General features: G+C 37.6%; 22 protein-coding genes. 19 read left to right on the top strand and 3 right to left on the bottom strand.

Features of this window, described 5'->3' with window-relative positions; all coding sequences use genetic code 11:
* Positions 1–62 precede the first annotated feature (62 nt).
* The 8 genes from LY60_RS09530 (at position 63) to LY60_RS09495 (ending at position 10,667) form a co-directional block, all read left to right on the top strand.
* Complete coding sequence (locus LY60_RS09530; protein ID WP_145082792.1) at positions 63–1,781, top strand: efflux RND transporter periplasmic adaptor subunit; 1,719 nt, start codon at positions 63–65, stop codon at positions 1,779–1,781.
* Between the two features lie 12 nt (positions 1,782–1,793).
* Complete coding sequence (locus LY60_RS09525; protein ID WP_145082790.1) at positions 1,794–2,489, top strand: ABC transporter ATP-binding protein; 696 nt, start codon at positions 1,794–1,796, stop codon at positions 2,487–2,489.
* Positions 2,479–3,657: an ABC transporter permease gene (locus LY60_RS09520; protein WP_145082788.1), complete on the top strand. Its 1,179-nt coding sequence runs from the start codon at positions 2,479–2,481 to the stop codon at positions 3,655–3,657. Before LY60_RS09525 ends, LY60_RS09520 begins: the two co-directional genes overlap by 11 nt.
* 79 nt (positions 3,658–3,736) lie before the next feature.
* Positions 3,737–5,998, top strand: coding sequence for an S-layer homology domain-containing protein (locus tag LY60_RS09515; RefSeq protein ID WP_145082786.1), 2,262 nt, complete (start codon positions 3,737–3,739; stop codon positions 5,996–5,998).
* Between the two features lie 102 nt (positions 5,999–6,100).
* A complete protein-coding gene (locus tag LY60_RS09510) occupies positions 6,101–6,358 on the top strand; it encodes a cysteine-rich small domain-containing protein (protein WP_019228208.1) in 258 nt (85 codons plus the stop codon).
* A 117-nt stretch (positions 6,359–6,475) separates the two neighbouring features.
* Entirely contained in the window at positions 6,476–7,906 is a 1,431-nt protein-coding gene (locus LY60_RS09505; protein WP_145082784.1) for a sigma-54 interaction domain-containing protein, read from the top strand.
* Positions 7,907–8,084: 178 nt separating this feature from the next.
* Complete coding sequence (locus LY60_RS09500; RefSeq protein ID WP_019228209.1) at positions 8,085–9,248, top strand: alanine dehydrogenase; 1,164 nt, start codon at positions 8,085–8,087, stop codon at positions 9,246–9,248.
* A 9-nt stretch (positions 9,249–9,257) separates the two neighbouring features.
* Positions 9,258–10,667 (top strand): Na+/H+ antiporter NhaC family protein, encoded by a 1,410-nt coding sequence (locus LY60_RS09495; RefSeq protein ID WP_145082782.1) that lies wholly within the window; start codon positions 9,258–9,260, stop codon positions 10,665–10,667.
* 283 nt (positions 10,668–10,950) lie between these two features.
* On the opposite strand, the gene LY60_RS09490 is transcribed toward LY60_RS09495, so the two are convergent.
* Positions 10,951–11,604 carry a TraX family protein gene (locus LY60_RS09490; RefSeq protein ID WP_145082779.1) on the bottom strand — a complete coding sequence of 218 codons (654 nt, stop codon included), beginning with the start codon at positions 11,602–11,604 and terminating at the stop codon, positions 10,951–10,953.
* A 156-nt stretch (positions 11,605–11,760) separates the two neighbouring features.
* Between LY60_RS09490 and LY60_RS09485 the strand changes: the two genes are divergently transcribed.
* The 3 genes from LY60_RS09485 to LY60_RS09475 all read left to right on the top strand — a co-directional run bounded on the left by LY60_RS09485 (position 11,761) and on the right by LY60_RS09475 (position 15,512).
* Positions 11,761–13,359: a M20/M25/M40 family metallo-hydrolase gene (locus LY60_RS09485; protein ID WP_170226160.1), complete on the top strand. Its 1,599-nt coding sequence runs from the start codon at positions 11,761–11,763 to the stop codon at positions 13,357–13,359.
* 249 nt (positions 13,360–13,608) lie between these two features.
* Positions 13,609–14,832, top strand: a complete 1,224-nt coding sequence (locus LY60_RS09480; RefSeq protein WP_170226159.1) for a DUF401 family protein — start codon at positions 13,609–13,611, stop codon at positions 14,830–14,832.
* A 92-nt stretch (positions 14,833–14,924) separates the two neighbouring features.
* Positions 14,925–15,512: an ECF transporter S component gene (locus LY60_RS09475; RefSeq protein WP_145082773.1), complete on the top strand. Its 588-nt coding sequence runs from the start codon at positions 14,925–14,927 to the stop codon at positions 15,510–15,512.
* A 79-nt stretch (positions 15,513–15,591) separates the two neighbouring features.
* On the opposite strand, the gene trxA is transcribed toward LY60_RS09475, so the two are convergent.
* Positions 15,592–15,900, bottom strand: coding sequence for a thioredoxin (trxA, locus tag LY60_RS09470; protein WP_145082760.1), 309 nt, complete (start codon positions 15,898–15,900; stop codon positions 15,592–15,594).
* A gap of 180 nt (positions 15,901–16,080) precedes the next feature.
* Here trxA and LY60_RS09465 point away from each other — a divergent pair, with 180 nt between their 5' ends.
* Positions 16,081–16,374: a hypothetical protein gene (locus tag LY60_RS09465; protein ID WP_145082758.1), complete on the top strand. Its 294-nt coding sequence runs from the start codon at positions 16,081–16,083 to the stop codon at positions 16,372–16,374.
* Positions 16,375–16,411: 37 nt separating this feature from the next.
* Here the strand turns inward: LY60_RS09465 and LY60_RS09460 are convergent, their stop codons facing one another.
* Positions 16,412–17,095, bottom strand: a complete 684-nt coding sequence (locus LY60_RS09460; RefSeq protein ID WP_145082756.1) for a hypothetical protein — start codon at positions 17,093–17,095, stop codon at positions 16,412–16,414.
* 185 nt (positions 17,096–17,280) lie between these two features.
* Between LY60_RS09460 and LY60_RS09455 the strand changes: the two genes are divergently transcribed.
* From LY60_RS09455 to LY60_RS09425, 7 genes are all read left to right on the top strand, one after another.
* Positions 17,281–17,640, top strand: a complete 360-nt coding sequence (locus tag LY60_RS09455) for an ArsR/SmtB family transcription factor (protein ID WP_246145407.1) — start codon at positions 17,281–17,283, stop codon at positions 17,638–17,640.
* A 21-nt stretch (positions 17,641–17,661) separates the two neighbouring features.
* Positions 17,662–17,883 (top strand): cation transporter, encoded by a 222-nt coding sequence (locus LY60_RS09450; RefSeq protein ID WP_145082754.1) that lies wholly within the window; start codon positions 17,662–17,664, stop codon positions 17,881–17,883.
* A gap of 8 nt (positions 17,884–17,891) precedes the next feature.
* Positions 17,892–19,733 (top strand): heavy metal translocating P-type ATPase, encoded by a 1,842-nt coding sequence (locus LY60_RS09445; protein WP_145082752.1) that lies wholly within the window; start codon positions 17,892–17,894, stop codon positions 19,731–19,733.
* A gap of 270 nt (positions 19,734–20,003) precedes the next feature.
* Positions 20,004–20,909, top strand: coding sequence for a bifunctional enoyl-CoA hydratase/phosphate acetyltransferase (locus LY60_RS09440; RefSeq protein ID WP_145082750.1), 906 nt, complete (start codon positions 20,004–20,006; stop codon positions 20,907–20,909).
* Between the two features lie 83 nt (positions 20,910–20,992).
* Positions 20,993–22,948 carry a sigma 54-interacting transcriptional regulator gene (locus LY60_RS09435; RefSeq protein WP_145082748.1) on the top strand — a complete coding sequence of 652 codons (1,956 nt, stop codon included), beginning with the start codon at positions 20,993–20,995 and terminating at the stop codon, positions 22,946–22,948.
* Between the two features lie 126 nt (positions 22,949–23,074).
* Complete coding sequence (gene iorA / locus LY60_RS09430; protein ID WP_145082746.1) at positions 23,075–24,859, top strand: indolepyruvate ferredoxin oxidoreductase subunit alpha; 1,785 nt, start codon at positions 23,075–23,077, stop codon at positions 24,857–24,859.
* Positions 24,860–25,429: an indolepyruvate oxidoreductase subunit beta gene (locus LY60_RS09425; protein WP_145082744.1), complete on the top strand. Its 570-nt coding sequence runs from the start codon at positions 24,860–24,862 to the stop codon at positions 25,427–25,429.
* Positions 25,430–25,443 lie beyond the last annotated feature (14 nt).

Genomic DNA, 25,443 nt, shown 5'->3' with positions numbered 1-25,443 from the left:
GCACACATTTCCAACACAAAGCAAGATTATATTTTTTTATATAGAAATTAAGGAGGAAATAAATGAATAAGGAAAAGAATTTCAAGAAATTCAAACTGCCTAAAATCGAAAAAATAAAACTGACAAAAAAGAAAATCGCAATATTTTTTGCAGTTGTTGCAGGAATTGCAGGAGCTTTGTTTGGATACAATGCAATATTCGGCAAGGAAGAAACAGATTCAATAAACACAGCAAATGTAACAAAAGGAGATTTGACTGTTTCAATTGAAGGTTCAGGTGCTATAGAAGCAATGGAGATGTATGAAATAACTTCACTGGCAACGGGAGATATTTTGCAGTCGGATTTTGAGGAGGGACAGGAAGTTAAAAAAGGAGATTTGCTTTATGTGATTGATACGAAGGACATAGATAATACAATTGAAAAAGCAAAGGTTTCTCTTGAAAAACAACAGCTCTCACACAATCAAACACTTAAGGAATATGCAGGGCTGTCTGTTGAAGCTCCCATATCCGGAGTAATCACACAGTGTTATGTAAAAGCAGGTGATTCCGTACAAAGCGGTACTTCAATAGCTGATATTATTAACAATGAATACATGATGCTTGAAGTGCCATTTAACTCTGCAGATACTGCAAATATAAATGTTGGTGATGCTGCAAACATCGTTCTTGAAAATTCTTTTTATGAAACAACAGGAACCGTTCAATATGTTTCATCGGGAGAAATAATAACAGATTCCGGAGCCACTGTTTCAAACGTGAAAATCAAGGTTAAAAATCCGGGCTCAATTACAACTGCGGACAAGGCAACTGCTATTGTAAATAGTGTTGCCTGCAACTCTTCGGGAACGTTTGATTACTGGCAGCAAAAAACAATTAAAGCTGAAACTTCAGGAGATGTTGTAAGTGTAAACTACACAACAGGAGACAACGTGAGAGCAGGAAATGTAATAGTAAATCTTGAAAGCGACAGTGCTGATATAACGCTGAAGACTAGCGAACTGTCACTTTCTGATTCAGAGCTGTCCCTGCAAAACACATATGATAAGCTTGAAGATTATAACATAACCTCTCCTATTGACGGAACAGTAATTGAAAAAACATCAAAGGCGGGAGATACACTTGATTCAGGCTCAAACAGTACTGTAATGGCAGTGGTGGCGGATTTGTCCAACTTGAAATTTGATATTGATGTGGATGAGCTGGACATAGGAAAAATCGAAGTTGGTCAGTCTGTTGAAGTTACTGCTGATTCTCTGGAAGGAAAGGTTTTTGAGGGAACAATTGCCAACATAAGTAAAATAGGGACTAACTCAAACGGCGTTGCATACTATCCTGTAACTGTTGTCATGGAATATTCTAAGGATCTTATGATTGGAATGAATGTGGACGCTAAAATAGTTATAGAGTCAAAAGAAGATGTGCTGATGATACCGGCGTCTGCACTGAACAGAGGAAACAGAGTGCTGGTTGAAGACAAAGACGGCTCCAAGGCAGCGAAACAAGGTGAAAATTCAAAGAAGATGCCAGGTGCTGACAATGTTCCCGATGGATATACATATGTAACAGTGGAAATTGGAATAAGCAATACTGATTACGTGGAAATAACAAACGGTCTTGAAGAAGGAGACACAATAATAGTTCCCACAGAAACAACAACCACAAAGACTCAGCAGATGATGCCTGGAATGGAAGGCGGAATTCCGGGAGGACAAATGCCGTCGGGAGGAGCACCCACAGGACGATCAACAAGCGGAGGCGGAGCGCCCGGAGGTTTTTAAAGGAGGTCACAAATGATTGATTTAATAGACATATATAAAATTTACCAAGTTGGTGATACAGAAATCAGGGCTCTCGATGGAATAAGTCTGCACATTGGCGAAAAAGAGTTTGTAGCAATAGTAGGTCAGTCAGGCTCAGGAAAATCAACATGCATGAATATGGTAGGATGTCTTGATATTCCAACTTCAGGCAAGTACATTCTAAACGGAAGAGATGTGAGCAAATTAAATGAGGATGAATTGTCTGAAATACGTAACCTTACATTGGGTTTTATATTTCAGCAGTACAATTTGATTTCAAAACTAAATGTTTTTGAAAATGTTGAACTTCCACTCATATATAGAGGAATAGAAAAACACGACAGACAAAGAATGGTTGAAGAGTCATTGTCTCGTGTAGGTCTTTTGAACAGAATTTACAACATGCCATCACAGCTTTCAGGAGGACAGCAGCAAAGAGTTTCCATAGCAAGAGCGTTGTCGGGAAATCCTCCGGTTATTCTTGCAGATGAACCTACAGGTGCTCTTGACTCCAAAACAGGGCAGGAAGTTCTCGAGCTTCTTAAACAAATAAATGAAGAAGGAAGCACAATTGTTCTTATAACACATGACAACTCCATTGCTCATCAGGCAAAGCGAATTATAAGGCTTCATGACGGAAGCATAACAGAGGATACTGTATTGGAGGTTGTGAAAAATGAACTTTAAGCAATCTTTCAACATGGCAATAAAAAGTCTTCTGGGAAGCAAGATGCGTTCATTCCTTACAATGCTTGGAATCATTATAGGTGTGGCATCTGTAATAATTCTGGTGAGTTTAATCAGCGGAATGGCTGCAGACATGTCGGCAAGTTTTGAGAGCATGGGAACGAACCTTATATCTGTCAGCATTAGAGGAAGAGGCGGAAACATAACCATAGACCCTGATGATATGCAGGAACTTGTGGATGAAAATTCCGAAGTGCTTGCAGCAGTCACTCCTCTTGTAAACATTCAAAGCGCCACGGTTAAATATGAAACAGAAAATATTACAACCACATGCACAGGCTGTAATGAATTTTATCCTGATATTAAAAACAGTGAAACATCTTTGGGAAGATTCATTACTTACCTGGATGTTGAAAAAAGACAGAAGGTATGCGTTGTGGGCTCCTACATTGTCCAGGAGTTGTTTGGAGGAGCCTCTCCCTTAGGAGAACAAATAAAGATTAATGGTTCATCCTTCACAGTTGTGGGAGTTTTGGAAGAAAAGGCTGATTCTGAGGAAGGAAGTGACGATGATGTTGTTATGATTCCTTACACCACAGCAGCAAGACTTTCATTCATGGGCAGAGTCAGCAGCTATTCATTCAGTGCAGCATCAACAGAAACCGTTGAAGATGCAATGTCAGCAATAAATAAAAAAATGGGAGAATATTTTTCAAGCTCAGATTATTACAGTGTATTCAGCGCATCCCAGGCCCTGGATCAGGTAAATGAAATGATGGGAACAGTAACCCTTGTACTTGTAGGTGTTGCAGCCATATCACTTCTGGTAGGAGGAATAGGCATCATGAACATTATGCTTGTTTCAGTGACTGAAAGAACAAGAGAAATAGGCATAAGAAAATCTCTGGGAGCAAAAAGGCGCGATATTATGAGCCAGTTTGTTGTAGAAGCTGCAACCACAAGTTCAGCCGGAGGAATAATAGGAATAATGCTTGGGCTTTTTTCATCGTACCTGGTGGGATCTGTTCTCGACATGACTGTCAAGCCGTCCATGGGAGCTGTAATAGTAGCATTTTCTGTTTCTGTGGCCATAGGCATAACATTTGGATATTTCCCTGCAAACAAAGCAGCTAAAATGAACCCCATAGATGCCTTAAGACATGATTAATCCAATTGTTTACAGTTCATAAATAAAATATCATTCAGGGGAGAAATCTCCTGTATACTAATATGAAAGGAATTATAAAATGAAAAAAGTATTGGCAGTTGCGTTAATAATACTGACGCTTGCATCAACTTTCACCCCGGCAAATGCTTTGGAAGTGTCCAGTGAAGAAATTGCTGAAGTTATGGAGTCTCTTGGAATAATGAACGGTTATCCGGACGGGAATCTTCATCTTGGTGATAAGCTTACAAGAGCACAGTTTGCAAAAATAATGATAAATGCTTCCATCTATAAAAACAGCGTGTCATCAAGATCCACCACATCGCCTTTTCGAGATGTTCAATATTCAAGCTGGGCAGCGCCATATGTGAGCGTTGCTGTTTCAAACGGGCTCATAAAAGGGTATCCTGATGCAACATTTAAGCCGGACAAAAATGTTACCCTTGAAGAAGCTGTTACAGTCGCTTTGACTCTCATGGGATACACAAGCGAAGATTTTGGTTCTTCATGGCCTTATGGACAGCTAAGCGCTGCAGCAAACATCGGACTCACTAAAAATGTTTCAGCAACAGCGGGAACTGAAATAACAAGACAAGATGCAATGAGAATTGTCTACAACATGCTTAACAGCAATACGAAATCAGGAACAAGCTACATAGATTCAACAGGATACAGCCTGCTAGAAAATGTAATCTTAATTGCAACTTCAAATGAAAATCCATCAATTGGTGCAGGAAAAGTATCCACTTCTGAAGGAACTTACAAAGTTGCTGATACATTCAATGAGGATAGTGTAGGGAAAAAAGGAAATGCAATTTTGAACATTAACGATGAAATAATATGTTTCATGCCTTCAAGCCATCAGGTTGAAACTTATACAGCCTATGCTGCCCTGGAGAATGACATAATAGTTGCAACTGAAGGTGGATACACTTTAGCATTAGGACTAAACTCAGGAACAACCGTGTATGTTGATGGCACTAAAACAACTGTTTCAAATGCTGTTTCAAACATAAGCGTCGGAGACATAGTAAAGGTTTCAAAGATAAACGGAAACATAGACTTTGTTGTAATATCAGGAAACACTCTTAAAGGACCTGTTACTGTATCTGGTTCGGACTGGGTTAACATGTTCAATACGGATGTGAACAGTGCCACATTATTAAGAAACGGAAACAAGGCAACTGTAAAAGACATCAACTTCAACGACATATTGTATTATTCAGATTCATTAAATACAATATGGGCATACAACAAAAAAATTACAGGTGTTTATGAAAAGGCATATCCCAATCAGGACCAGCCTTCCGGTGTAACTGTTTCAGGTATTGACTATTCTCTGGAAACAATAGCAGCATTCAATAAACTGTGTTCAAAAGGAACATTTGACATAGGTGACAGTGTTACTCTCCTTCTTGGAAAGGATGGAAAGGTTGCTGATGTAGTGTCTCCAACAGAATCAAAGACAGAAGTTGTTGGCTATATGACTGAAAGCGGAACAAAGAGTGTTACAAATTCATCAGGCTACACATATTCTGCTTACTTCATAAAAATTGTTACAACAGATGATGATGAGCTTGAATACGAAGCATACAAGGATTATTCAAGCAAAATAAACAGTGTTGTAAAGGTTAAATTTACAGACGGCCTTGCAACAATAACAACGCTGAGCAGCTCATCACTAAGCGGAACATTTGACTGGGACAATAAAAAACTTGGCAGCACTAAGCTTGCAGAAGACATTAAAATAATGGATGTGGGTGCCACAGATTCTGATTTGTCAAGTCAGTATGAGATAATCTTCCCTCAGCGCCTTGATGATGTTAAAATATCCAGTTCAGATGTTATGTATTACAGCAAGAACACAAACGGTGAAATAGACAATCTGATTCTTCAAAATGTTACGGGAGATGCGTTGGAATACGGCATTGTCACAAGTGCAGAAGTAACAGAGGCAGACAACAGCACATCATCCGTATATAAATGCAATATCAACGGAAGTATTCTCACTCTTATAAAAGATAACGGTTCATATACAAGTATATGTTCAGGAGATCCTGCAGCCTTTGAAGTAAGCGGTGGAACGGTTGTTTCCATAAAAAAATTGTCCCAGGTGTCATCAAAAATCACAGACATTAACGGGGTGCAGATTGAAACTTACTCAGGATCATACCTGCTAAGCAGCAATGTTGTTGTATATGAAAAAAGCTATTCAGGAAACGGCTACAAGGTTCTGCCACTGTCAGAAATCATCAATTCAGACAACTATACCTTGACGGCATACTACGACAAGGCAGAGGTCAACGGAGGAAGAATAAGGATTATAATAGCAACTAAAAAATAATGAAGGCGCGAAGAATACTTCGCGCTTTTTTTGATATCAATTAACCGTTTATATTGTGGAACAAATATGATATAATCAGACATAATACTTTTAGGAGATAATATGACTGAACATTTTAAATTTTATCAAAATTCACAGTGTGAGTACTTCCCATGTCATAAAACTGAAGACAAGGAAAATTTCAACTGCCTTTTTTGCTATTGTCCATTGTACATGCTTAAAGGAGAATGCGGAGGAAATTATATAAAGAATCACGGCATTAAAGACTGTTCCAAATGCCTTGTACCTCATGGAAAGGGAAGCTACGAAAGAATAATGTCCAAGATGAAAGATGTTGTAAAAAAAGGCAGCGATTTTTAATTGTCAAAATAAAAATAATAAATACATCCTTTAATGTATTTATGTTGAACAAAAATATGGTTTTAATTATAATAATATAGTAATTGCATTATTTATTTTAAATAACCGAGGCAAATTATGGAACTTATGAAAAACTTATTCAACAACAAAGGTTATATAGACGGTATTACAATAATTGACTTAAAAGGCGAAATACTTTTTACCGCTAAATTCAACAACAAGCTTAATGAAGGTGCAGACGAAAACTATGAAGTTGTAGGAAAGAAGTTTCTGGATGTGTATGAAAATCTGGATGAAAAGTCCAGCACAACATATCAGTCCATGATTCATGGAGTTCCTTTTTATGTTGAAAACCAGTCTTTGAAAGCAACAGGTACAATGCCCATAAAAATTACGTCTCTATCCATACCAATAAAATCAGACAGCAAAATTGTGGGAGCCATAGATTTATCAGTGCGGGAATATGACGAGCTTAAAAAGGATGAAGTTGAAATTGATACTGAGCTTTATGAAAAGAGCAGGAGAGCAAAAATTGACGCTTCAACATTTGAAAGAAATCATATGGATAAGCTTGAATCAAAAGAAAATCAAGCAAGCTATGTTACGGAAAACATTATAACAAACAACAAAAGGATGAATGAGCTTAAGGACTATATAAAAGTTGCAGCAGGCTGCAGCCTTCCAACACTAATATGCGGAGAGACCGGAACGGGAAAGGAACTTTTTGCTCAAGCCATACACAATGAAAGCAGCAGAAAAAACAAGCCTTTTATCTCGCAAAACTGTGCTGCCATACCTGACAATCTGCTTGAAAGCATTTTGTTCGGAACATCTAAGGGGGCATTTACAGGGGCTGTTGATAATGCCGGCTTGTTGGAACTGGCTGAGGGAGGAACTATTTTTCTGGATGAAATAAACTCAATGCCTGCTCATCTGCAGTCAAAACTGTTAAGGGTGCTACAGGACGGAACATTCAGAAGTATTGGTTCCAAAGAAATAAAGACGGTTGATGTGAAGGTTATAGCTGCCAGCAATGAAGACCCATTAAAAGCAATAGATCTTGGTACCATACGAAAAGATATTTATTACAGATTAAGTGCCATAAGCTTTAACATACCTCCACTACGGGAAAGAAAAGATGATATACCTATTTTGACAAGCTACATTATTTCAAAGTATAACAAGGTGTTTGGGAAAAACATCAAATTTGTATCAAACAAACTTTATGAAAAACTTAATCAATATGACTGGCCGGGGAACGTGAGAGAACTGGAAAATATATTGATTTATGGTCTGAGCATGGTTGACGGATCAAGTGAAAGCCTTAAGTTTTCGGATATAGAGCATAAATTCAATCAGCTGATTAACTTGAACACTGAGTCACAGCTGGACATAGAACCTCTGGAGTCCATGGTTGAAAAGTATGAAAAATCAATTATAGAAAGAGTGCTCCAGAGTACGGATTACAATGTGTCAAAAGCATGCAAAATTTTAAATATACCAAGGCAGACACTTCAAAGGAAAGCTAAAAAATTTAAAATTATTTGAAATATTGCCCACATTTGAGCAGCGGCCTGCTCATTTGCGGGCAATATTAGTGTTGAGACGAAGATATAAACAATAAGCAGAATCTGAAAATATTGAATTTTCAATCTTTAAATATTTTTGTTCCGTTGGCATGAATAATGCAGAAATAAGAACAGAATAATTTAAAGGAGGAAATATTTTGATTTTTGGAGTATTGAAAGACATAAAAAATGGGGAATTCAGGGTTATAGCGACTCCATCAGAAGTAGCCAGCATAGTTGAAGACGGACACAAGGTTCTTGTGCAGAAGGACGCAGGTTTGAAAGCCGGGTTCCTGAACGAAGAATATGTGAAGGTTGGTGCTGAATTGGTTGAAACCATGGAAGAAATGTATTCAAGGTGTGATTTTCTGGCAAAAGTAAAAGAAATTGAACCGCCTGAATTTGAACTTCTCAGGGAAAATCAGATTGTATTCACATGTATCCATCCGGCTGCTCACAAGGAAGAGGTTCAGGCATTGCTGGACAAAAAGGTTATTGCCTTCACTGCTGAGGATTCACATCGATATGGTTCTCCTAACTGCGAAGCTGCAGGAAAACAGGGAGCTCTCATGGGACTTGAATCACTTTTATCCATTAACGGAGGAAGCGGAAAGTTTGTAAGCGGACTTGCAGGAGCACCGGGAATAAAGGTTCTCATACTCGGAGGAGGAATTGTGGGCAAAAATGCACTGCAGGTTCTTCAGTCTCTTGGAGCATGGGTTACAGTCATGGATGTTAACATTGCAACATTAAGAGAAATAGGCAAAATGTATGACGAAAAAGTAAACACCATGATTTCAACAAAGTACAACATCAGAAAGCTGCTTCCTGATACAGATTTGGTAATCAACTGTGTTAAGTGGCCAAAAGGAAGCAAGGAATTTCTTATTGACAGGGAAATGGTTAAATCAATGCCCAGAGGTTCTGTAATAGTTGATATAAGCAATGACTACGGCGTTATTGAAACATTCCACGAAACAACTCACGAAGACCCAAGATATGTGGAAGAAGGCGTTGTGCATTACTGCGTAAGCAATATTCCGGGAGCAATAGCAAATTCAACAACCGTTGCATATGCAGCATCAATTTTGCCTCACCTTAGAAACATCATGAACCTGGGAATAGAGAAGGCATGTATCAGAGACGGATTTTTAAGAAGAAGCATGACAACATACAAAGGATATCTTACTCACGAGGAAACAAGTGCACTGCAGGGAAGACCTTGGATAAGACCGGAAGATGTTTTGAAAATAGCTGATGAAAATCTGGATCCGGCACCGCCAGCAACAGTATCAAGATCAAACAATAAAATTACCCTTTAGGAGGAAGAGATGGAACAAGTAGTAAATATGGGTTTTATATCGATAATACCGTCACTTTTAGCAATAGCTTTAGCCTTTGCAACAAGAAATACGGTTGTTTCTCTAGGATTTGCATGCATACTGGGTACTTTCCTTGCCGGCCAGGGAATAATGGGATTTCCTACATTAATAAAAACAAGCCTTGGCACAACAAGTTTTGCATGGGTAATGCTTTTAAACACTTTTATTGCAATATTAGTTGCTTTTTTTCAAAAAACAGGAGCAATTCAAGGATTTTCGCAATATATTCAGAATAAGAACTTAAGTAGACGTGCAGTTCAGCTTTTAGCATGGCTGTTGGGAATGTTTGTATATTTCAGCGATTCATTCAGTCCTTTATTCGTTGGAACAACAATGAGAAGCATTTCTGACAAAGCAAGAGTTTCCAGAGAAAAATTGTCGTACATAGCAGATTCAGGTGCTGCTCCTGTAAGCGTGCTGGTTCCCATAACAGGCTGGGCAGCATATTTAAGCGGTCTGGCTGTAGGTATAGGGGCAATCGTCACTCAGGAAGATGCAATGAAATTATTTATCAAAGCTGTTCCATTCAACTTCTATGCACTTATTACTGTTATTTTTGTAGGATTAATATCCGGAGGAATAATAAAAGACTTTGGACCTATGAAAAAAGCTGAAGACAGAGCAATAAAGGAAGGAAAAGTTTTAAGAGACGGAGCTGATCCTTTAATAGGAAAGGAACTCACAGAAATGGAAGCCTATCCAGGAATCCAGCAAAGAGTGTTTTTGAACTTTATACTTCCTGTAATAATGATAATGACAATTGCCATTGGAACATATATTAAACTGAAGTCTGCAAAGACAATGGAAGCATTCCTTTTCGTAATGATATTCATGGGAATAAGCATGTTTATTCAGGGAATTCCTTTCAAGGAAATCATGCACACAATGACTGACGGTGTTAAAGGAGCGGTTCCGGCAATCATGATACTGGCATTGGCTTATTCAATCAATTCTTTGAGCAAGCAAATGGGAACAGCAAATTACATCATTTCAATAAGCGAAGGTTTCCTAAGCCCTCAGCTTCTTCCGGCTATAATATTCTTGATTGCTTCTGTTATGGCATTTGCAACAGGAACTTCATGGGGAACATTTGCAATTTGTATGCCTATAGCATTGCCTCTTGCTTTCAGCTTCACAGGTGGAGAAGCAACTACACTGGTTGTTGCATGCTTTGCTGCTGTAGCTGGAGGTGGAGTTTTCGGTGACCACTGTTCACCTTTGTCTGACACTACAATACTTGCATCGACAGGTTCTGCTGCAGACCACATAGACCATGTAAAAACTCAGCTTCCATACGCATTAATTTGCGGTGGAATGGCACTGGCAGCATACCTGATTATAGGATTTACAAGCATATAACAAAAAATATAAAGACATCGTTGAATAACGATGTCATACAAATTATAAATTTTTTATAAATTGTATGGGCGGATTGTGACCGCCCTTTTTTTGATTCAGTAATTTTAATATCTGCGGGAGAACAGTAGTTCTCCCCTGCATACTGTAATCCAGATTCGCGATAATGCTAATATTGCAATACGTAGGGGCGGACCTTGTGTCCGCCCGTTGTTATTGATTCAGTAATTATAATATCTACGGGAGAACAGTAGTTCTTCCCTACGTTTAAATTCTTCGATGTTTTTTATTTGTTTAACAAGTAAAACAGCAGGAGGTGAAGAGGATAGGCTGCATAAAACATAATCTGCAGAAACTTGTTTTTAAGCCCCGGTTCGCCGTTGTAAAAATATATGAAAGGAAGAGCAAGCAGGGAAAATTGCTGCAGAGGTGATGACATGAGGTTTGTAAATAACATTATTACCGCCATGTATAACAATTGCCTTTTTTTAGAAAAATTCCTGGTAAAATAAAATGACAATATGTAAATGACTCCCATTATGCTGTAGTCAACAGAAAGAACCATTGCTAAAATTCCAGCTGCTGCAATTACTAGACTTCTTTTATCGAAATTGTATTTTTGGTCCTTCTTTTCAAGGAAATAAATTGCAGAAAGTCCTATGAACAATGTGAAGAAAATGTTCTGGTGAGCAAATCCCACATTTCCGTAAAAGGCCAAATCAAACGGAATCTCTGAAATAAATGCAAATAATAATAATCTTTTGCCGTATTTTTTCACATTGCTTGTGTGGAAGTAACCTTCCACAAGAAGGAAGCAATAAACAGGAAATGCAATTCTTCCTATGATTCTGTAAATATTTTCTCCGCTGTGAAAAATTGCTCCGTAATGGTCAATTATCATTGTAGCAAGAGCTACTGCTTTCAAGAATAAAACATTCATTTTTATCTCCAGTAATAAATTAATAATTAATTATAACATTGCATTTTATATGCTGCAATAATAATGTATTTCCGTGGAAATATTGTTTGAAGTGGTGATGTGTGTATAGTATAATTCTGGTAAATGAACAAAAATAGGAAAAAAGAAGAGGATAAAATGAATATTAGAGAGATTCTTTACAGACTTGTTCAAGTTCAAAGCGATACGGGAAGTGTAAAAGAAAATGACATGGCACAGTGCATTTATGGCATTATAAAAGAAGATGAATATTTCAGAAAAAATCCGGAACTTTGCGGCATGTACCATAACGACGACTTTTTGGGAAGGGCTGCAGTGTGGGCTCTAAGACGGGGTACCACTGACAAAACAATAGTGTTGTCAGGACATTATGATGCAGTTGAAATAGAATCATACGGCACTTTAAAGAGTTATGCACTGAATCCTGACGAACTGAAAGAAAAACTTAATGACTTTAGCCTGCACGATGATGCAAAAAATGATCTGAAAGACAGTGACTGGCTTTTCGGCAGAGGAACATGCGACATGAAGGCAGGAATTGCTATAGACATTGACTGTGTTCTTGAACAAATAAACAGTGAAGTTAATGTTTTGTTTGTTGGTGTTCACGACGAGGAAAACCTGTCTGCAGGCATGAGGCAGTCAACAAGACTGCTCAGCGAACTAAAACACAAGTATAATCTTGATTACAAGCTGGTTGTAATCACTGAGCCACATGGAAGGAAAGGACCTGACACATTTAAAATTTCGTTGGGTTCTGTTGGAAAAATTATGCCATTGATAGTTGTCAAGGGAAAAATAGCCCATTCAAGCGATGTGATGGAAGGCTTGAACTCAACTGCCATTATGGCAGAGATAATTTCAAACATGGAACTTAATCCTCATTTGTGTTCAACAGACAGAAATATGACAACACCTCCTCCTACTGTTCTTTATGCCAGAGACATGAAGGAAACATATGACGTATCAATTCCGGAATACAGCTCGGTGTTTTTTAACTATCAATTTTTAAAGAGCAAGACTCCTGAAAAAATAATTGAAGAAGTTAAGGACATGTGCTTAAATTCAATGAAGACAGTAATTGACAAGTACAACAAGGCATATGACATATTAAATGAAAACTACAGTCTTAAGGGGAATAATAAAAGAAGTTACAATCCATTGGTCTATAAGTTCGAAGAAATTGAAAAAATTGCATCCGAAAACAATGATAATTACATTACTCTGAAGAAGGAATTAATTGACAACATAAACACACTTGTAAGAAACAACGAAATATCCATGCAGGATGCCGGAATTCTCATAGTAAAACGGATAATTGAGCTCTCAGCCATTACAGAACCTGTTGCAGTAATAGGAATAATTCCTCCTTACTATCCTGCAGTTAACAACAGCTATCTTTCAAATAACAATGAGATATTTGAAAACACAATTGAAAAGGTACTTTCGGAGCATTATGGATTGAAATTAGAGAAGGAAAGCTACTTCATGGGAATCAGCGATGGCAGCTACACATCATGCACAAACAGAAAGGGCGAGGAGGAAGTTATGTCTAACATGGTCACTTCCAAGGAAATCTACGACATTCCATTTGATTATGTTGAAAATATTTCTGCTCCTGTGATTGTACTTGGCCCATGGGGAAAGGAATATCATACAATTTATGAAAGAGTATATATGCCGGATGTTGAAAAAACAGTTCCCGAATTAATAAGAAAATTGATTAACACTATTTAATTGAAAGAAAGCTTCCATTGGAATATTGTCCAACCTGACGCTGTCATCCTGAACGATAGCGAGGATCTCACATTATCGAAAACATGAGATTGAGCAAGCTCTAAGTATGAACGCCCAATTTATACTTATCATCAAACTAAGCCTCCACTGGAGGCTGTTTTTGTATCGAAATTGATAAAATTTTAATATATTGTAATATTTTCTTATATGAAATATAATTTATATAACAAATTAGGAAGGGGAACGACTATGATTCAATTGGCATCCGTAATAATATCATTTTTATTGATTCCAGTGCTGGGCAGGACTAAACTTAAGCTGAGCTATATATTATTGATTTCGGCAGGTGTTCTGGCAATAATTTCAGGAATAGGATTTGAAGGCACAGCACAATCTTTAGCTGAGGTCTTTAAAGGATCATCACTTAGCACTGTACTTACCATACTCATGGTGAGTGTTCTTGGTGGCCTCATGAAACACTACAAAACTCTTGACAAAATAGTAGAAACTATTTTGCTCATAGTAAGCAGCAAAAAAATAATTCTTATGATAATACCCGCTTTAATCGGCATTCTTATAATACCCGGGGGAGCATTGTTGTCTGCACCATTTATAAATAATCTGGGGGAGGAAATGAATATTGCTCCGCCGAAGCGCGCTGCCATTAATCTTGTGTTCAGGCACGTCGCCATGTTTTTGCTTCCGTTTTCAACAGGCCTTTTGGTAATTGCCAGTTCAATGCCTGAAATAAACATTACAAAACTGGTTATGTTCAATCTTGCATATGTTGTACCGATGTTTTTTGTAGGATACTTGCTTTACATAAAAAATATAGAAAGTGAAAAATCAACTCATAAAAAAGATCTGGGCAAGAACTTTTTAAAACTTCTTTTGTATACATCCCCAATCACTATTTGCGTAATATTAAATGCTTTAACAGGATTGCCATTTTATATTACTATGATTGTGAGCGTTGTATGCGTTTATTTTCTAAGCGATAAAAAAGATTTTGTGAAAATCACCATTAAGTCAATCAACTGGCATACAGTTCTTATGGTTGCAATAATATTGCTTCTTAAAGAAATGATTTTGAAAATGGACGATCTTTTACTGATTTTTGGAAATCTGTTTAAACAAAGCAACAGCACATTTTCTGTATTGGTAATATTTCTTGTTTCATCTGTATTCTTTGGTATCATTACGGGTAATCAGACAGCTGCTTTGGCTATAATACTACCCATGGTTTCCCAGTTGAATGTTGCAGGCAACATGCTGTATATATATGTTTATTTTGCTTTTGCAAGTGCATTTATAGGATATTTCTTTTCACCCATTCATCTGTGCCAGGCTTTTACAATTCAGCTTATGAATGTCACAACACTTGAACTTTACAAGGAATACAGATACTACCTCATGTTTTCTTTGATTGTGCTTTTCAGTTCAGCATTCATACTCACTGCAATATTTGCATAAATAAATCTGTACTGCTAAAAAATATCAAATCTGGATATTTACAGAGTATCAGTCTATCGTATAATGGAAGTATAAATGATTAGGAGGCTGTTATGAAAGAGAACTCAAAAAAATATTCAGTATATAAAATGGCGGTTGTGGGTCTTATGGCAGCGATGGTTTTTGTTGCGACGAATTTCAGGATTGAAATCCCCACACCTCTTGGGAAGACTATGCTTCATCTTGGGAATGTCATGTGTATCTTAAGCGGACTTTTGTTTGGAGGAACAGTGGGAGGACTGGCTGCAGGTTTTGGCTCTGCAATATTTGACTTGTTTGATCCGGCTTTTGCTCCGGAATTTTGGATCACTTTTATTATGAAATTTGCAATGGGTTACGTAGCGGGGAAAATTTCTCACATGGGAAGCTACAACGGTGAGAACAAAAAAGTAAACATAGTTGCTGCTGTTGTAGGAGCTTTTCTATATGTAGCGCTTTATATATCAAAGACAATTATTCTTCAGTATGTTGTGCTGCAAAGCACTTGGGAAGCAGTGGCTGCAGTTGCAGTAACAAAGTTCATGGTTTCATCAACAAATGCTGTAATAGCTGTAATAGCTTCAATTGCTCTGTCCCTGACCATAAGGCCTGCACTGAAGTCAGCAGGAGTATTTGAAAAACTTGAAAGAAACATTATGTGATTTATTTAAATAAAAAGTGAACAACAAAAAGGCAGCTCCCATTGCTGCCTTTTTCCAATTTTAAGAGGTGACTGCTATATTATGCAAGCATTTTTAGGATTGATGCCTTAGGCCTTACTCCTACCATGCTGTTTACAACTTTTCCGTTCTTCATTACTGCAAGTGTAGGAATGCTCATTATTCCAAATGCAGATGCAAGTTCAGGCTGTTCATCAATGTTAACTTTTCCGACTTTTGCATTGGTTACTTCACTGGCAATTTCATCAACAACAGGAGAAACCATTTTGCACGGTGTGCACCATGAAGCCCAGAAATCCAGCAATACTGGCTTATCTGAATTTAAAACTTCCTGTTCGAAGTTGTCTTTTGTAATTTTTATTGTACTCATATATTCCATCTCCTTGATTTATTATAAACTCATTTTATCACTTAATGGATATTTAACAGTGATTAAGTCACATGAAAAATAAAAATAATTGGAAATGAAAAATTATGAATTTTACTTTTATCGGCAATACTACTATAATATAAGTACTTAAATTTATATTTATAAATGTAAGGAGATATCATGAAAAAATTATTTTTGAAAACAGACGGGGGTCTAGTCCCCATTGATGAACAAGTTGCTGAAAAATATAATTTGAAGGAAGGAACAAGATCTCCGTTCAACCGGTTATGGATTGTTGATGAAAGCGGAAGAACAGGTGATGGAGTCAATGAAACATCAAGTCCCGGTGCAGATGAAATGCCTGCAGGCGAAGGACTTGAAGATGACGAGATTGTTGAATTTAAAGAAACGGGAGCGATAATGTCTCAATCAGAAATTATTGACTTTTCCCACGGAACAGATTCGGACATATGAGTAAAGGGCGCCTAAACGCCCTATTTTTTATAACATTTTATGAATTTTGCACTTTGCTGTCTCTAAAAATTAATACCTTTGTGCCGTCTCCCAATGTTTGTTCATCCATCTTTGCGCCATTGACAAAAGCTTCTCCGTTTTCATCCACTCTTATTTCAAGTTTCCTGTTGCCTGTTCCTATGGTGTATGCAGGATATTGTCCGTCGCCATCCACATTGCTGTTAATGATAACAACATTGTCAACTACCACAGATGCATAGTTTAGAGATGTTGCGTTACCGCCGTCACCACCGGCACCTCCGTTAGCATCTCCTCCTGAAGCAGTTGCGCCGTCATCATTTTGATGAGGTCTTGACTGCTGAAGCTGTTTAACTTGTTCAGCGTCAAGTGCAGTATCTCCCTCACCCAATGCATCAGGAACTGTAGGAATTTCAATGCCTGCTTCAATTTCATTTATTGCCACAGCTATAAGTCCGTATGCCTGTGAAGCACCTCCGCCTTCTCCGCCGTCGCCGCCGTCACCACCGGCACCTCCGGCAGATGTAGCTGTCTGGCTTATGCTGATTGATGTGCTGATGTCAATTGTATTGTCGCTGTCAACATCCTCGATGATTTGTACTGTATCTTCATTTTCTTCATTATCAGGATGTTCGCAGCATCCATTGTTTCTCCATGTACCCAAGTTTCCCTGAGCGACTGGATTGTTAAATTTTTTGTACATAATATCAAACTCCAAAATAATTTACAAGAATCTTGTACATTATTTTATGCACAACAAAGTAATTGTGTACAAACATTAGAAAAATTTTCAAAAAAATAAAAATAATATTGACAATTGAATGGTTGCTCAACTATAATAATTATAACAGTTGAACAACTATTCAACTAAAGAAAGCAGGTGATTGTTTGTCAAAAGATGAAATATTCTGTGATTGCGAAGTGATACACGCAGATGTTCTGGAAGAAGTTAAAACAAGAATGCCAATTGAAGAGGATATTTATGATTTGTCTGATTTTTTTAAGGTTTTAGGAGACAGCACGAGGCTTAAAATAATATCTGCACTTGATGCTCATGAAATGTGCGTATGCGACATAGCGGTTTTATTAAATATGACTAAGTCGGCAATTTCTCATCAGCTCAGGTATCTGAAGCAGGCAGATCTTGTTAAATTCAGAAAAGAAGGTAAAGTTGTTTTTTATTCTCTTAAGGATGATCACGTAAAAGACATCTTTGAAATAGGAATGGAACATATTAAAGAAAAATAACACAAAAATTTGGAGGACGTTATGAAAAAGAAATTTATGCTTGAAGGCTTGGATTGTGCAAACTGCACAGCAAAAATTGAAAGGGAAGTCAATGCTCTTAAGGGAGTAGAAAGTGCAACTGTGAGCTTTATGACCACTAAAATGACAATTGAAGGCGATGAGGACGAAATGGATCATATAATTGCTGCAGCAGAAAAAATAGTGAACAAATACGAACCTAACGTTAAATTTAAGGCCTTATAGGAGCACATATGAAAAGACTTGTTTGGCGGCTTGTGCTAAGCTCGATTTTTTTTGCAGCCGCATTAATTATAAATGTTGAAATACTTAAAATAATATTTTTTGTTGTGAGCTACCTGTTTGCCGGGTATGATGTTGTAAACAATGCATTCAGAAACATTTTAAGAGGAGATTTGTTTGATGAGAATTTTCTCATGGCCGTGGCATCTCTTGGAGCATTTGCTATAGGAGAAGCTCCTGAAGGCGTTGCTGTAATGTTGTTTTATCAGATTGGTGAGCTGTTTCAAAGCTATGCTGTTGGCCAGTCCAGAAAATCTATTACAGCATTAATGAACATAAGACCTGACTATGCCAACGTAAAAACAGAAGACGGACTTGAAGTTATGGACCCGGAAGATGTGAAGATTGGGGACATCATTGTAATAAAACCAGGAGAAAAGGTGCCTCTTGACGGAATAGTTATTGAAGGAAGTTCAATGCTTGATACTTCTGCACTTACGGGAGAATCTGTTCCAAGAGAAATAATTGCAGGAAGCGACCTCTTAAGCGGCTGCATCAATATAAACGGACTTGTTACAGCAAGAGTCACCAAAGAATTTGAAGAATCGACAGTGAGTAAAATTCTTGATCTTGTTGAGAATGCAGGAAGCAAGAAGTCCAAGTCTGAACAGTTCATAACAAAATTTGCAAGATACTACACACCAACGGTTGTTATAATAGCAGCACTTTTGGCAGTTGTTCCACCATTGATAATAAAAGAAGCAACATTCAGCCAGTGGATTTACAGAGCACTATCATTTCTGGTTGTTTCATGTCCATGCGCACTGGTTATTTCAGTTCCATTAAGCTTCTTCGGCGGAATAGGCGGAGCCAGTAAAAAAGGAATACTTGTTAAGGGAAGCAACTACCTTGAAGCATTGGCAAACACTGAAATAGTTGTGTTTGATAAAACAGGTACCCTAACAAAGGGTGTTTTCAACGTCCAGGAAATCCATCCGGAAGGAATTTCTGAACAGGAGCTTCTTGAACTCACAGCATATGCTGAAAATTATTCAAATCATCCTATTTCATCTTCATTGAAAAGAGCATATAAAAAGGAAATCAATGCAGAAAGAGTATCAAATGTTGAAGAAATTCCGGGACACGGAGTTTCAGCAGTTGTAGACTCAAAAAAAGTTTCTGCAGGCAATGTGAAACTCATGGAGAAAATGGGTATTGAATACAACAAAAATGAATTTTCAGGAACTGTTGTTCACGTTGTAGTTGAGAATATTTATGCCGGTCTTATTGTAATAGCAGATGAAGTGAAGGAAGATTCAAAAAACGCCATAAAGAAACTTAAAAATATTAATATAAAACAAATTGTGATGCTTACGGGAGATACATTAAGGGCCGGAGAAAAGGCTGCAAGAGAACTTGGACTTGACAAGGTTTATGCTGAACTTCTTCCTGCAGACAAGGTTGAAAAGGTTGAAGAGCTTTTGACAGAAAAATCTCCTAAAGGGCGGCTTGCTTTTGTAGGTGACGGAATAAATGATGCACCGGTATTGGCAAGAGCTGATATAGGAATAGCAATGGGCGGACTTGGTTCAGATGCTGCCATAGAAGCAGCAGACATTGTCATAATGACTGATGAACCGTCAAAAATAGCAACTGCAATAAAAATATCACAAAAAACATTGAAGATTGCATCTCAAAACATAATTTTTGCCATAGGAATCAAACTTTTAATACTTCTTTTATCGGCAATGGGTTATGCTACCATGTGGGCAGCGGTGTTTGCCGATGTGGGAGTTGCCGTAATAGCAATATTAAATTCCTTCAGAGCACTGAACGTGAAAAACATAGATTAAAAAGGCAGTTACCTCAGACTATTGACAAAAGCTGACGCTGTCATCCTGAACGATAGTGAAGGATCTCATCTTTATTGAAAATATGAGATTCTTCGAGCAAGCTCTCAGAATGACAGCGTCCAAATATATACTTTATCATCTAAACTTGGGCATAGGCCCTTTTTATTTATAAAATTATATAAAATTTAGCTGACTAATTGCTAGTTTAAAATTTATGTCACATGTGTTATAATATATCACAAAGAAGTTGTATAAATTCAGGAGGACAAAATGGAGTTGAAAAATTTTCAGGAATTGATTGCAAAAGTTCAAAACAATGATTCTAAAAAGAGAGTCGCAGTGGCTGCAGCCCATGACGAACACACATTAGAAGCTGTTTTTAGGGCGGTAAAAGACAAGCTTGTTGAACCTGTGCTTATCGGAGACAAGGAAAAAATCAAAAAAATATTGAAAAACCTTAATGTTGAATTTGATGAAGACTCTATAATCAGCACAAACAGCGACCAGGAAGCAGCTGAAAAAACTGTGGAACTTATAAATGAAAACAAGGCCGATTTCATAATGAAGGGCAAGCTTCAGACAGCAGATTTGTTAAAAGCTGTTGTAAACAAGGAAAAAGGATTAAGAACAGGCAAGGTGATGTCGCATGTTGCAATACTTGAAGTTCCAACGTACCATAAGCTCATTTCAATAACTGACGGCGGAATGATGATGTATCCTGATGTAGAAGAAAAGAAACAGATAATTGAAAATGCAGTTGATGTTTTTCTGGCAATGGGATACGAATGCCCAAAGGTTGCAGTGCTGGCAGCAGTTGAGACCGTAAATCCAAAGATGCCTGAAACAGTGGATGCCGATATGCTTAAAAAGATGAACCAGGAAGGCAAAATCAAGAACTGTCTTGTTGAAGGACCCATATCCGTAGACCTCACTCTTAACAAGGAATCTGCTGAAATAAAAGGATTTGATTCTCCTGTCACAGGGGACGCGGACATACTTATCGCTCCAAATATTACAACAGGAAACATAATGAGCAAGGCCATACTTGAACTTGCACACGGCAAAATGGCAGGAATGATAGTTGGAGCAAAAGTTCCGGTAGTGCTTACTTCAAGGGGAGCGACATCAGAAGAAAAATACCTGTCTCTGGTGTTATCGGCTTCTGCAGTAAAATAAATACGTACAGCTGAACTATTCAGCTGTTTTTTGTGCTATTGTTTTTGATGCTGTATAATGTAAAAAACAAATCGGAGAAACATATGGGAAGAAAAATAGGGATCATAGCAAACAATACGGAGCTTAAAAAAATAATTGAAAAGCTTTATGCAGACAATATAAAAAGCGGTGAAATAATTATTGAAACCCTTGATGAGGATAAAATCAGCGAACAGGGAATGCTGCTTGAGAAAAAAGGTGTGAAGGCAATTATTGCAAGGAGCGGCGGTTATTTTCACACTGTTGGCAAAGTAAGTGTTCCTGTAATACAGCTTAAAATTTCCACCCTTGATATTTTGTATGCCATTATGACCGCGAAAAAGTATAAAAAAGAAGTGGTGCTTGTTCTTTCCCACATGGAAACTTTTGATCTTAATGAATGGAGCGAACTGTTAAATTGCAGCGTAACTATTGAAAAGTTTGACCATCAGGATAAAATTGAAGGAATTATAAGCAGCTATGTATTTGCAGGACGAGATGTTGTAATAGTGGGCGGAGGAATTCCCTGCAAGGCAGCTCAAAATTATAACTTAAATTTTGTGCATATTTCAGCCAGTGACGATTCCATTCACGATGCAGTGGCAAGAGCAAGGGAAATAGTTGACAGTCTATATGAGCAAAAATATAAAAATGAAGTTCTTAATACAACACTTGACGGAGTCCATGATGCAGTACTGGCTGTGGACAGAGAAGGAAAAATAATTTTGTACAATCAACGTGCCCATGAGCTTCTAAAAAAAGACCAATACAATGTGCTGGGGAAAAGCCTGACAGATGTCTTTCCGGAACTCAGTGCCATTGAGGACGTTTTAAAAACTAGGACTAACAGGTACAATCAAATAATGCAGCTTAAAAAGGTCGTGGTCACAGCAAACATATCAATGCTTGAAATAGAAAACCAGGCTGTAGGTGTTATATGTTCTTTCCAGGATATAACTAAACTTCAGAATCTGGAAAAGAAAATACGATATGAAATGAATAAAAAAGGTCTTGTTGCCAAATTTAAATTCAATGATATAATTGCAGCTGATTCTATCATGAAGGATACCATGGCAAGGGCCGTTAAAATAGGAATGTCGGACAGCACTGCCATAATTTATGGTGAATCAGGAACGGGCAAGGAAATGATGGCTCAGAGCATACACAACATAAGCGACCGCAAGGATGAACCTTTTGTTGCAATAAATTGTGCTGCATTAACAGAGAGTCTTCTTGAAAGCGAGCTGTTCGGGTATGAAGAAGGATCATTCACAGGAGCCAGAAAGGGAGGAAAGCCCGGTCTCTTTGAACTTGCTCATGGAGGTACAATATTCCTTGATGAAATAAACAGTGTGTCCTTGAATCTTCAGTCGAAGCTTCTCAGGGTGCTTGAAGAAAAGGAAGTTATGCGAATAGGCTCTGATTATGTTATTCCTCTTGATGTAAGAATATTGACTGCTGCCAATGAAAGTCTCAAAGATAAAATCAAGGATGGATCCTTCAGGAGGGATTTGTTTTACAGATTAAACATACTTGAACTTCACATACCTCCATTAAGACAGAGAAAAAAAGATATATTGCCTCTTTTCAAGCATTATTTGCATGAGTTTGCAGAGGATGGACAAGTCCCTGAAATAAGTTCAGAGTTTGAAGAAAAACTTGTTCTTTATTCATGGCCGGGCAATGTCAGGGAACTTAAGAATATTGCCAAACGATGTGTCATATTTGGAGAATTTAATCTGGATGATAGAGCAGCAGACTGCAAAGACAATGAAGTATTTGAAGCTGAGAATACTGGAGAAGAAATTGAATTTACTGAAGAAAATGCTGAAATAGTAAAAAAATCTAACATTATTCTGGACTTGAAGGAAATAGACAGGTATGTTGAAAATAAAGTCATTAAAATGCTTGAAGAACAGGGAATGTCAAAAAATGATATTGCAAAAATGCTTGGTATAAGCAGGTCATCCTTGTGGAATAAAATAAATTCAGGGAAAGATGTGCAAAAAATAAAACAATAACGTACAAAAAAACAAACAAAATTAAAAAATTCTAGGCTTAAAATTATGAAAACCATGATTTTAAGCCTTTGTTTTTTGGCATGAATGTTGCTATTTATATTAGCAGAAAAATAAAGGAGCGTTAATATGAAAAAATTAATGACAGGAAATGAAGCCATTGCACGAGGTGCTTATGAAGCAGGTGTAAGATATGCTTCAGCTTATCCGGGAACACCAAGCACTGAAATATTAGAAAACATAGCATTGTATAAAGAAAATATCGTGGCTGAATGGGCAGTTAATGAGAAGGTTGCATTGGAAACAGCAATTGGTGCATCCATGGCAGGAGCAAGGGCAATTGCTTCAATGAAACATGTTGGAGTGAATGTTGCTGCGGACCCTTTGTTCACAGTAGCATATACGGGAGTTTACGGAGGACTTGTGCTTGTATCTGCAGATGAGCCGGGACAACACTCTTCTCAAAATGAACAGGACAATCGCAATTATGCAAAATCTGCAAAAATTCCAATGCTTGAGCCTTCAGATTCCCAGGAATCAAAAGACATGACAAAGACAGCTCTGGAATTAAGCGAAAAATATGATACGCCGGTACTTCTTCGAATGACTACAAGAGTGTGCCATTCAAAGGCAATAGTTGAATGTGTTGAAAGAGAAGAAAAAGAAATAATACCATACAAAAAAGACATAAACAAATACGTTACAGTTCCAGCCATTGCACGAAAGTTGCGTGCAAAGGTTGAAGAAAGACAGCATAAGCTTCTTGAATTTTCAAACACAACAAAGCTTAATTTCTTTGAATGGAATGACACAGCAGTAGGAGTTATCACATCAGGCGTATGTTACAGCTATGCAAAGGAAGTGTTCGGAAATACAGTGTCATACTTGAAGCTTGGTTTCACCCAGCCACTGCCGACAGAAAAAATAAGTGAGTTTTGTTCAAAGATAGAAAAGGTATACGTAATAGAAGAAAATGACCCCTATATTGAGGAACAGGTAAAAATACTCGGATTTGAATGTTTCGGAAAAAATACATTCCCTCCATTTGGAGAAATGCTTCCTGAAGTAATACGTGCTTCCGTGTTCGGAGAAACTCTTCCAACTGTTGAGTATGATGAAAAGGAAGTTGTTTCAAGACCACCTACTCTTTGTGCAGGATGTCCTCACAGAGGATTTTACTATGAACTGGGAAAAAGAAAAAATGTTCTGGTATCAGGAGACATAGGATGCTATTCACTGGCATTTGCAGAGCCTTATAACTGTACGGATCACAACATATGCATGGGAGCAAGCATGAGCGTGGGACACGGAGCGCAAAAGGTGTTCAACATGCAGCAGGACAGCAAGATGAGAGTTGTTTCATGCCTTGGTGATTCAACGTTCTTCCACACTGGCATAAACTCGCTTATGAATGTTCTGTACAACAACTCAAACACTGTGAATGTGATTCTTGACAACCGTATTACAGGAATGACAGGACATCAGGAAAATCCAGGCTCAGGATACTCTTTGCAGGGCGACAAGACGGTAATTCTTGACATAGAGAAAATAGTAAAGGGAATAGGGTTTAATAATGTTGCTGTTATCAATCCAAATGATTTAAAGGCGGTAAAGACAGCTCTTGACTGGGCTTTAGCACTTGATGAACCTTCGGTTATAATAACCAGATGGCCTTGCGTATTGAAAAAATTCTCTCCGGAAGACAAAGAAGAATTCAAAGATGCGTTTAAAACATATTGCGCGGTTGATACTGAAAAATGCATTGGCTGTAAAGCCTGCACAAGAACAGGATGTCCTGCCATATCATTTGATAAAAGTGAAAAGAAGTCATTCATAGACAAGAATTCATGCGTGGGCTGCGAAGTTTGTGTCCAGGTATGTCCTGTAAATGCAATAGGAAAGGTGGAAGCATAAATGACAAAAAGCATATTATTGGTTGGAGTGGGAGGACAAGGAACAATACTTGCCAGCAAACTTCTTACAACAGGATTGATGGAAGCTGGATTTGACGTGAAGATGAGCGAAATTCACGGCATGAGCCAAAGAGGAGGTTCTGTATCATCTCAGGTAAGATACGGAGAAAAAGTTGAATCTCCGGTTATAGAGCTTGGAGGAGCAGACATACTTGTATCATTTGAAAAGATGGAAGCATTGAGATACTTGAATTTTCTTAAACCGGATGGAAAGGTTGTTGTAAATGACTATGAAATAAATTCAATGCCAATACTTTCAGGAAAAGCAGAATATCCTATAAATGCAGTTGAAGTATTAAAAAGAAAAGCAGCTACAGTTGTAATACATGCAGCGCAGGAAGCTGAAAAACTCGGAAACTCAAAGGTTATGAACATAATATTGCTTGGAACAATCATAAAGGCAATGGGGCTTGAAGAAATTGACTGGGAAAAAATACTCAGAGATAACGTAAAAGAAAATTTTGTTGATATCAATTTAACAGCACTTGAAACAGGAAAAAGTTTAGTTTAAACTTAAGTATGAAT

Source organism: Sedimentibacter saalensis (assembly GCF_007830175.1).
Classification (GTDB): domain Bacteria; phylum Bacillota; class Clostridia; order Tissierellales; family Sedimentibacteraceae; genus Sedimentibacter; species Sedimentibacter saalensis.
This window is presented reverse-complemented; position numbering and strand designations above follow the sequence as displayed.

What these genes read in the sequence shown, in the direction of transcription:
- LY60_RS09530 (WP_145082792.1), top strand. Translation starts at nt 63, where the DNA reads ATGAATAAGGAAAAGAATTTCAAGAAATTCAAACTGCCTAAAATCGAA.
- LY60_RS09525 (WP_145082790.1), top strand. Translation starts at nt 1,794, where the DNA reads ATGATTGATTTAATAGACATATATAAAATTTACCAAGTTGGTGATACA.
- LY60_RS09520 (WP_145082788.1), top strand. Translation starts at nt 2,479, where the DNA reads ATGAACTTTAAGCAATCTTTCAACATGGCAATAAAAAGTCTTCTGGGA.
- LY60_RS09515 (WP_145082786.1), top strand. Translation starts at nt 3,737, where the DNA reads ATGAAAAAAGTATTGGCAGTTGCGTTAATAATACTGACGCTTGCATCA.
- LY60_RS09510 (WP_019228208.1), top strand. Translation starts at nt 6,101, where the DNA reads ATGACTGAACATTTTAAATTTTATCAAAATTCACAGTGTGAGTACTTC.
- LY60_RS09505 (WP_145082784.1), top strand. Translation starts at nt 6,476, where the DNA reads ATGGAACTTATGAAAAACTTATTCAACAACAAAGGTTATATAGACGGT.
- LY60_RS09495 (WP_145082782.1), top strand. Translation starts at nt 9,258, where the DNA reads ATGGAACAAGTAGTAAATATGGGTTTTATATCGATAATACCGTCACTT.
- LY60_RS09490 (WP_145082779.1), bottom strand. Translation starts at nt 11,604, where the DNA reads ATGAATGTTTTATTCTTGAAAGCAGTAGCTCTTGCTACAATGATAATT.
- LY60_RS09485 (WP_170226160.1), top strand. Translation starts at nt 11,761, where the DNA reads ATGAATATTAGAGAGATTCTTTACAGACTTGTTCAAGTTCAAAGCGAT.
- LY60_RS09480 (WP_170226159.1), top strand. Translation starts at nt 13,609, where the DNA reads ATGATTCAATTGGCATCCGTAATAATATCATTTTTATTGATTCCAGTG.
- LY60_RS09475 (WP_145082773.1), top strand. Translation starts at nt 14,925, where the DNA reads ATGAAAGAGAACTCAAAAAAATATTCAGTATATAAAATGGCGGTTGTG.
- trxA (WP_145082760.1), bottom strand. Translation starts at nt 15,900, where the DNA reads ATGAGTACAATAAAAATTACAAAAGACAACTTCGAACAGGAAGTTTTA.
- LY60_RS09465 (WP_145082758.1), top strand. Translation starts at nt 16,081, where the DNA reads ATGAAAAAATTATTTTTGAAAACAGACGGGGGTCTAGTCCCCATTGAT.
- LY60_RS09460 (WP_145082756.1), bottom strand. Translation starts at nt 17,095, where the DNA reads ATGTACAAAAAATTTAACAATCCAGTCGCTCAGGGAAACTTGGGTACA.
- LY60_RS09450 (WP_145082754.1), top strand. Translation starts at nt 17,662, where the DNA reads ATGAAAAAGAAATTTATGCTTGAAGGCTTGGATTGTGCAAACTGCACA.
- LY60_RS09445 (WP_145082752.1), top strand. Translation starts at nt 17,892, where the DNA reads ATGAAAAGACTTGTTTGGCGGCTTGTGCTAAGCTCGATTTTTTTTGCA.
- LY60_RS09440 (WP_145082750.1), top strand. Translation starts at nt 20,004, where the DNA reads ATGGAGTTGAAAAATTTTCAGGAATTGATTGCAAAAGTTCAAAACAAT.
- LY60_RS09435 (WP_145082748.1), top strand. Translation starts at nt 20,993, where the DNA reads ATGGGAAGAAAAATAGGGATCATAGCAAACAATACGGAGCTTAAAAAA.
- iorA (WP_145082746.1), top strand. Translation starts at nt 23,075, where the DNA reads ATGAAAAAATTAATGACAGGAAATGAAGCCATTGCACGAGGTGCTTAT.
- LY60_RS09425 (WP_145082744.1), top strand. Translation starts at nt 24,860, where the DNA reads ATGACAAAAAGCATATTATTGGTTGGAGTGGGAGGACAAGGAACAATA.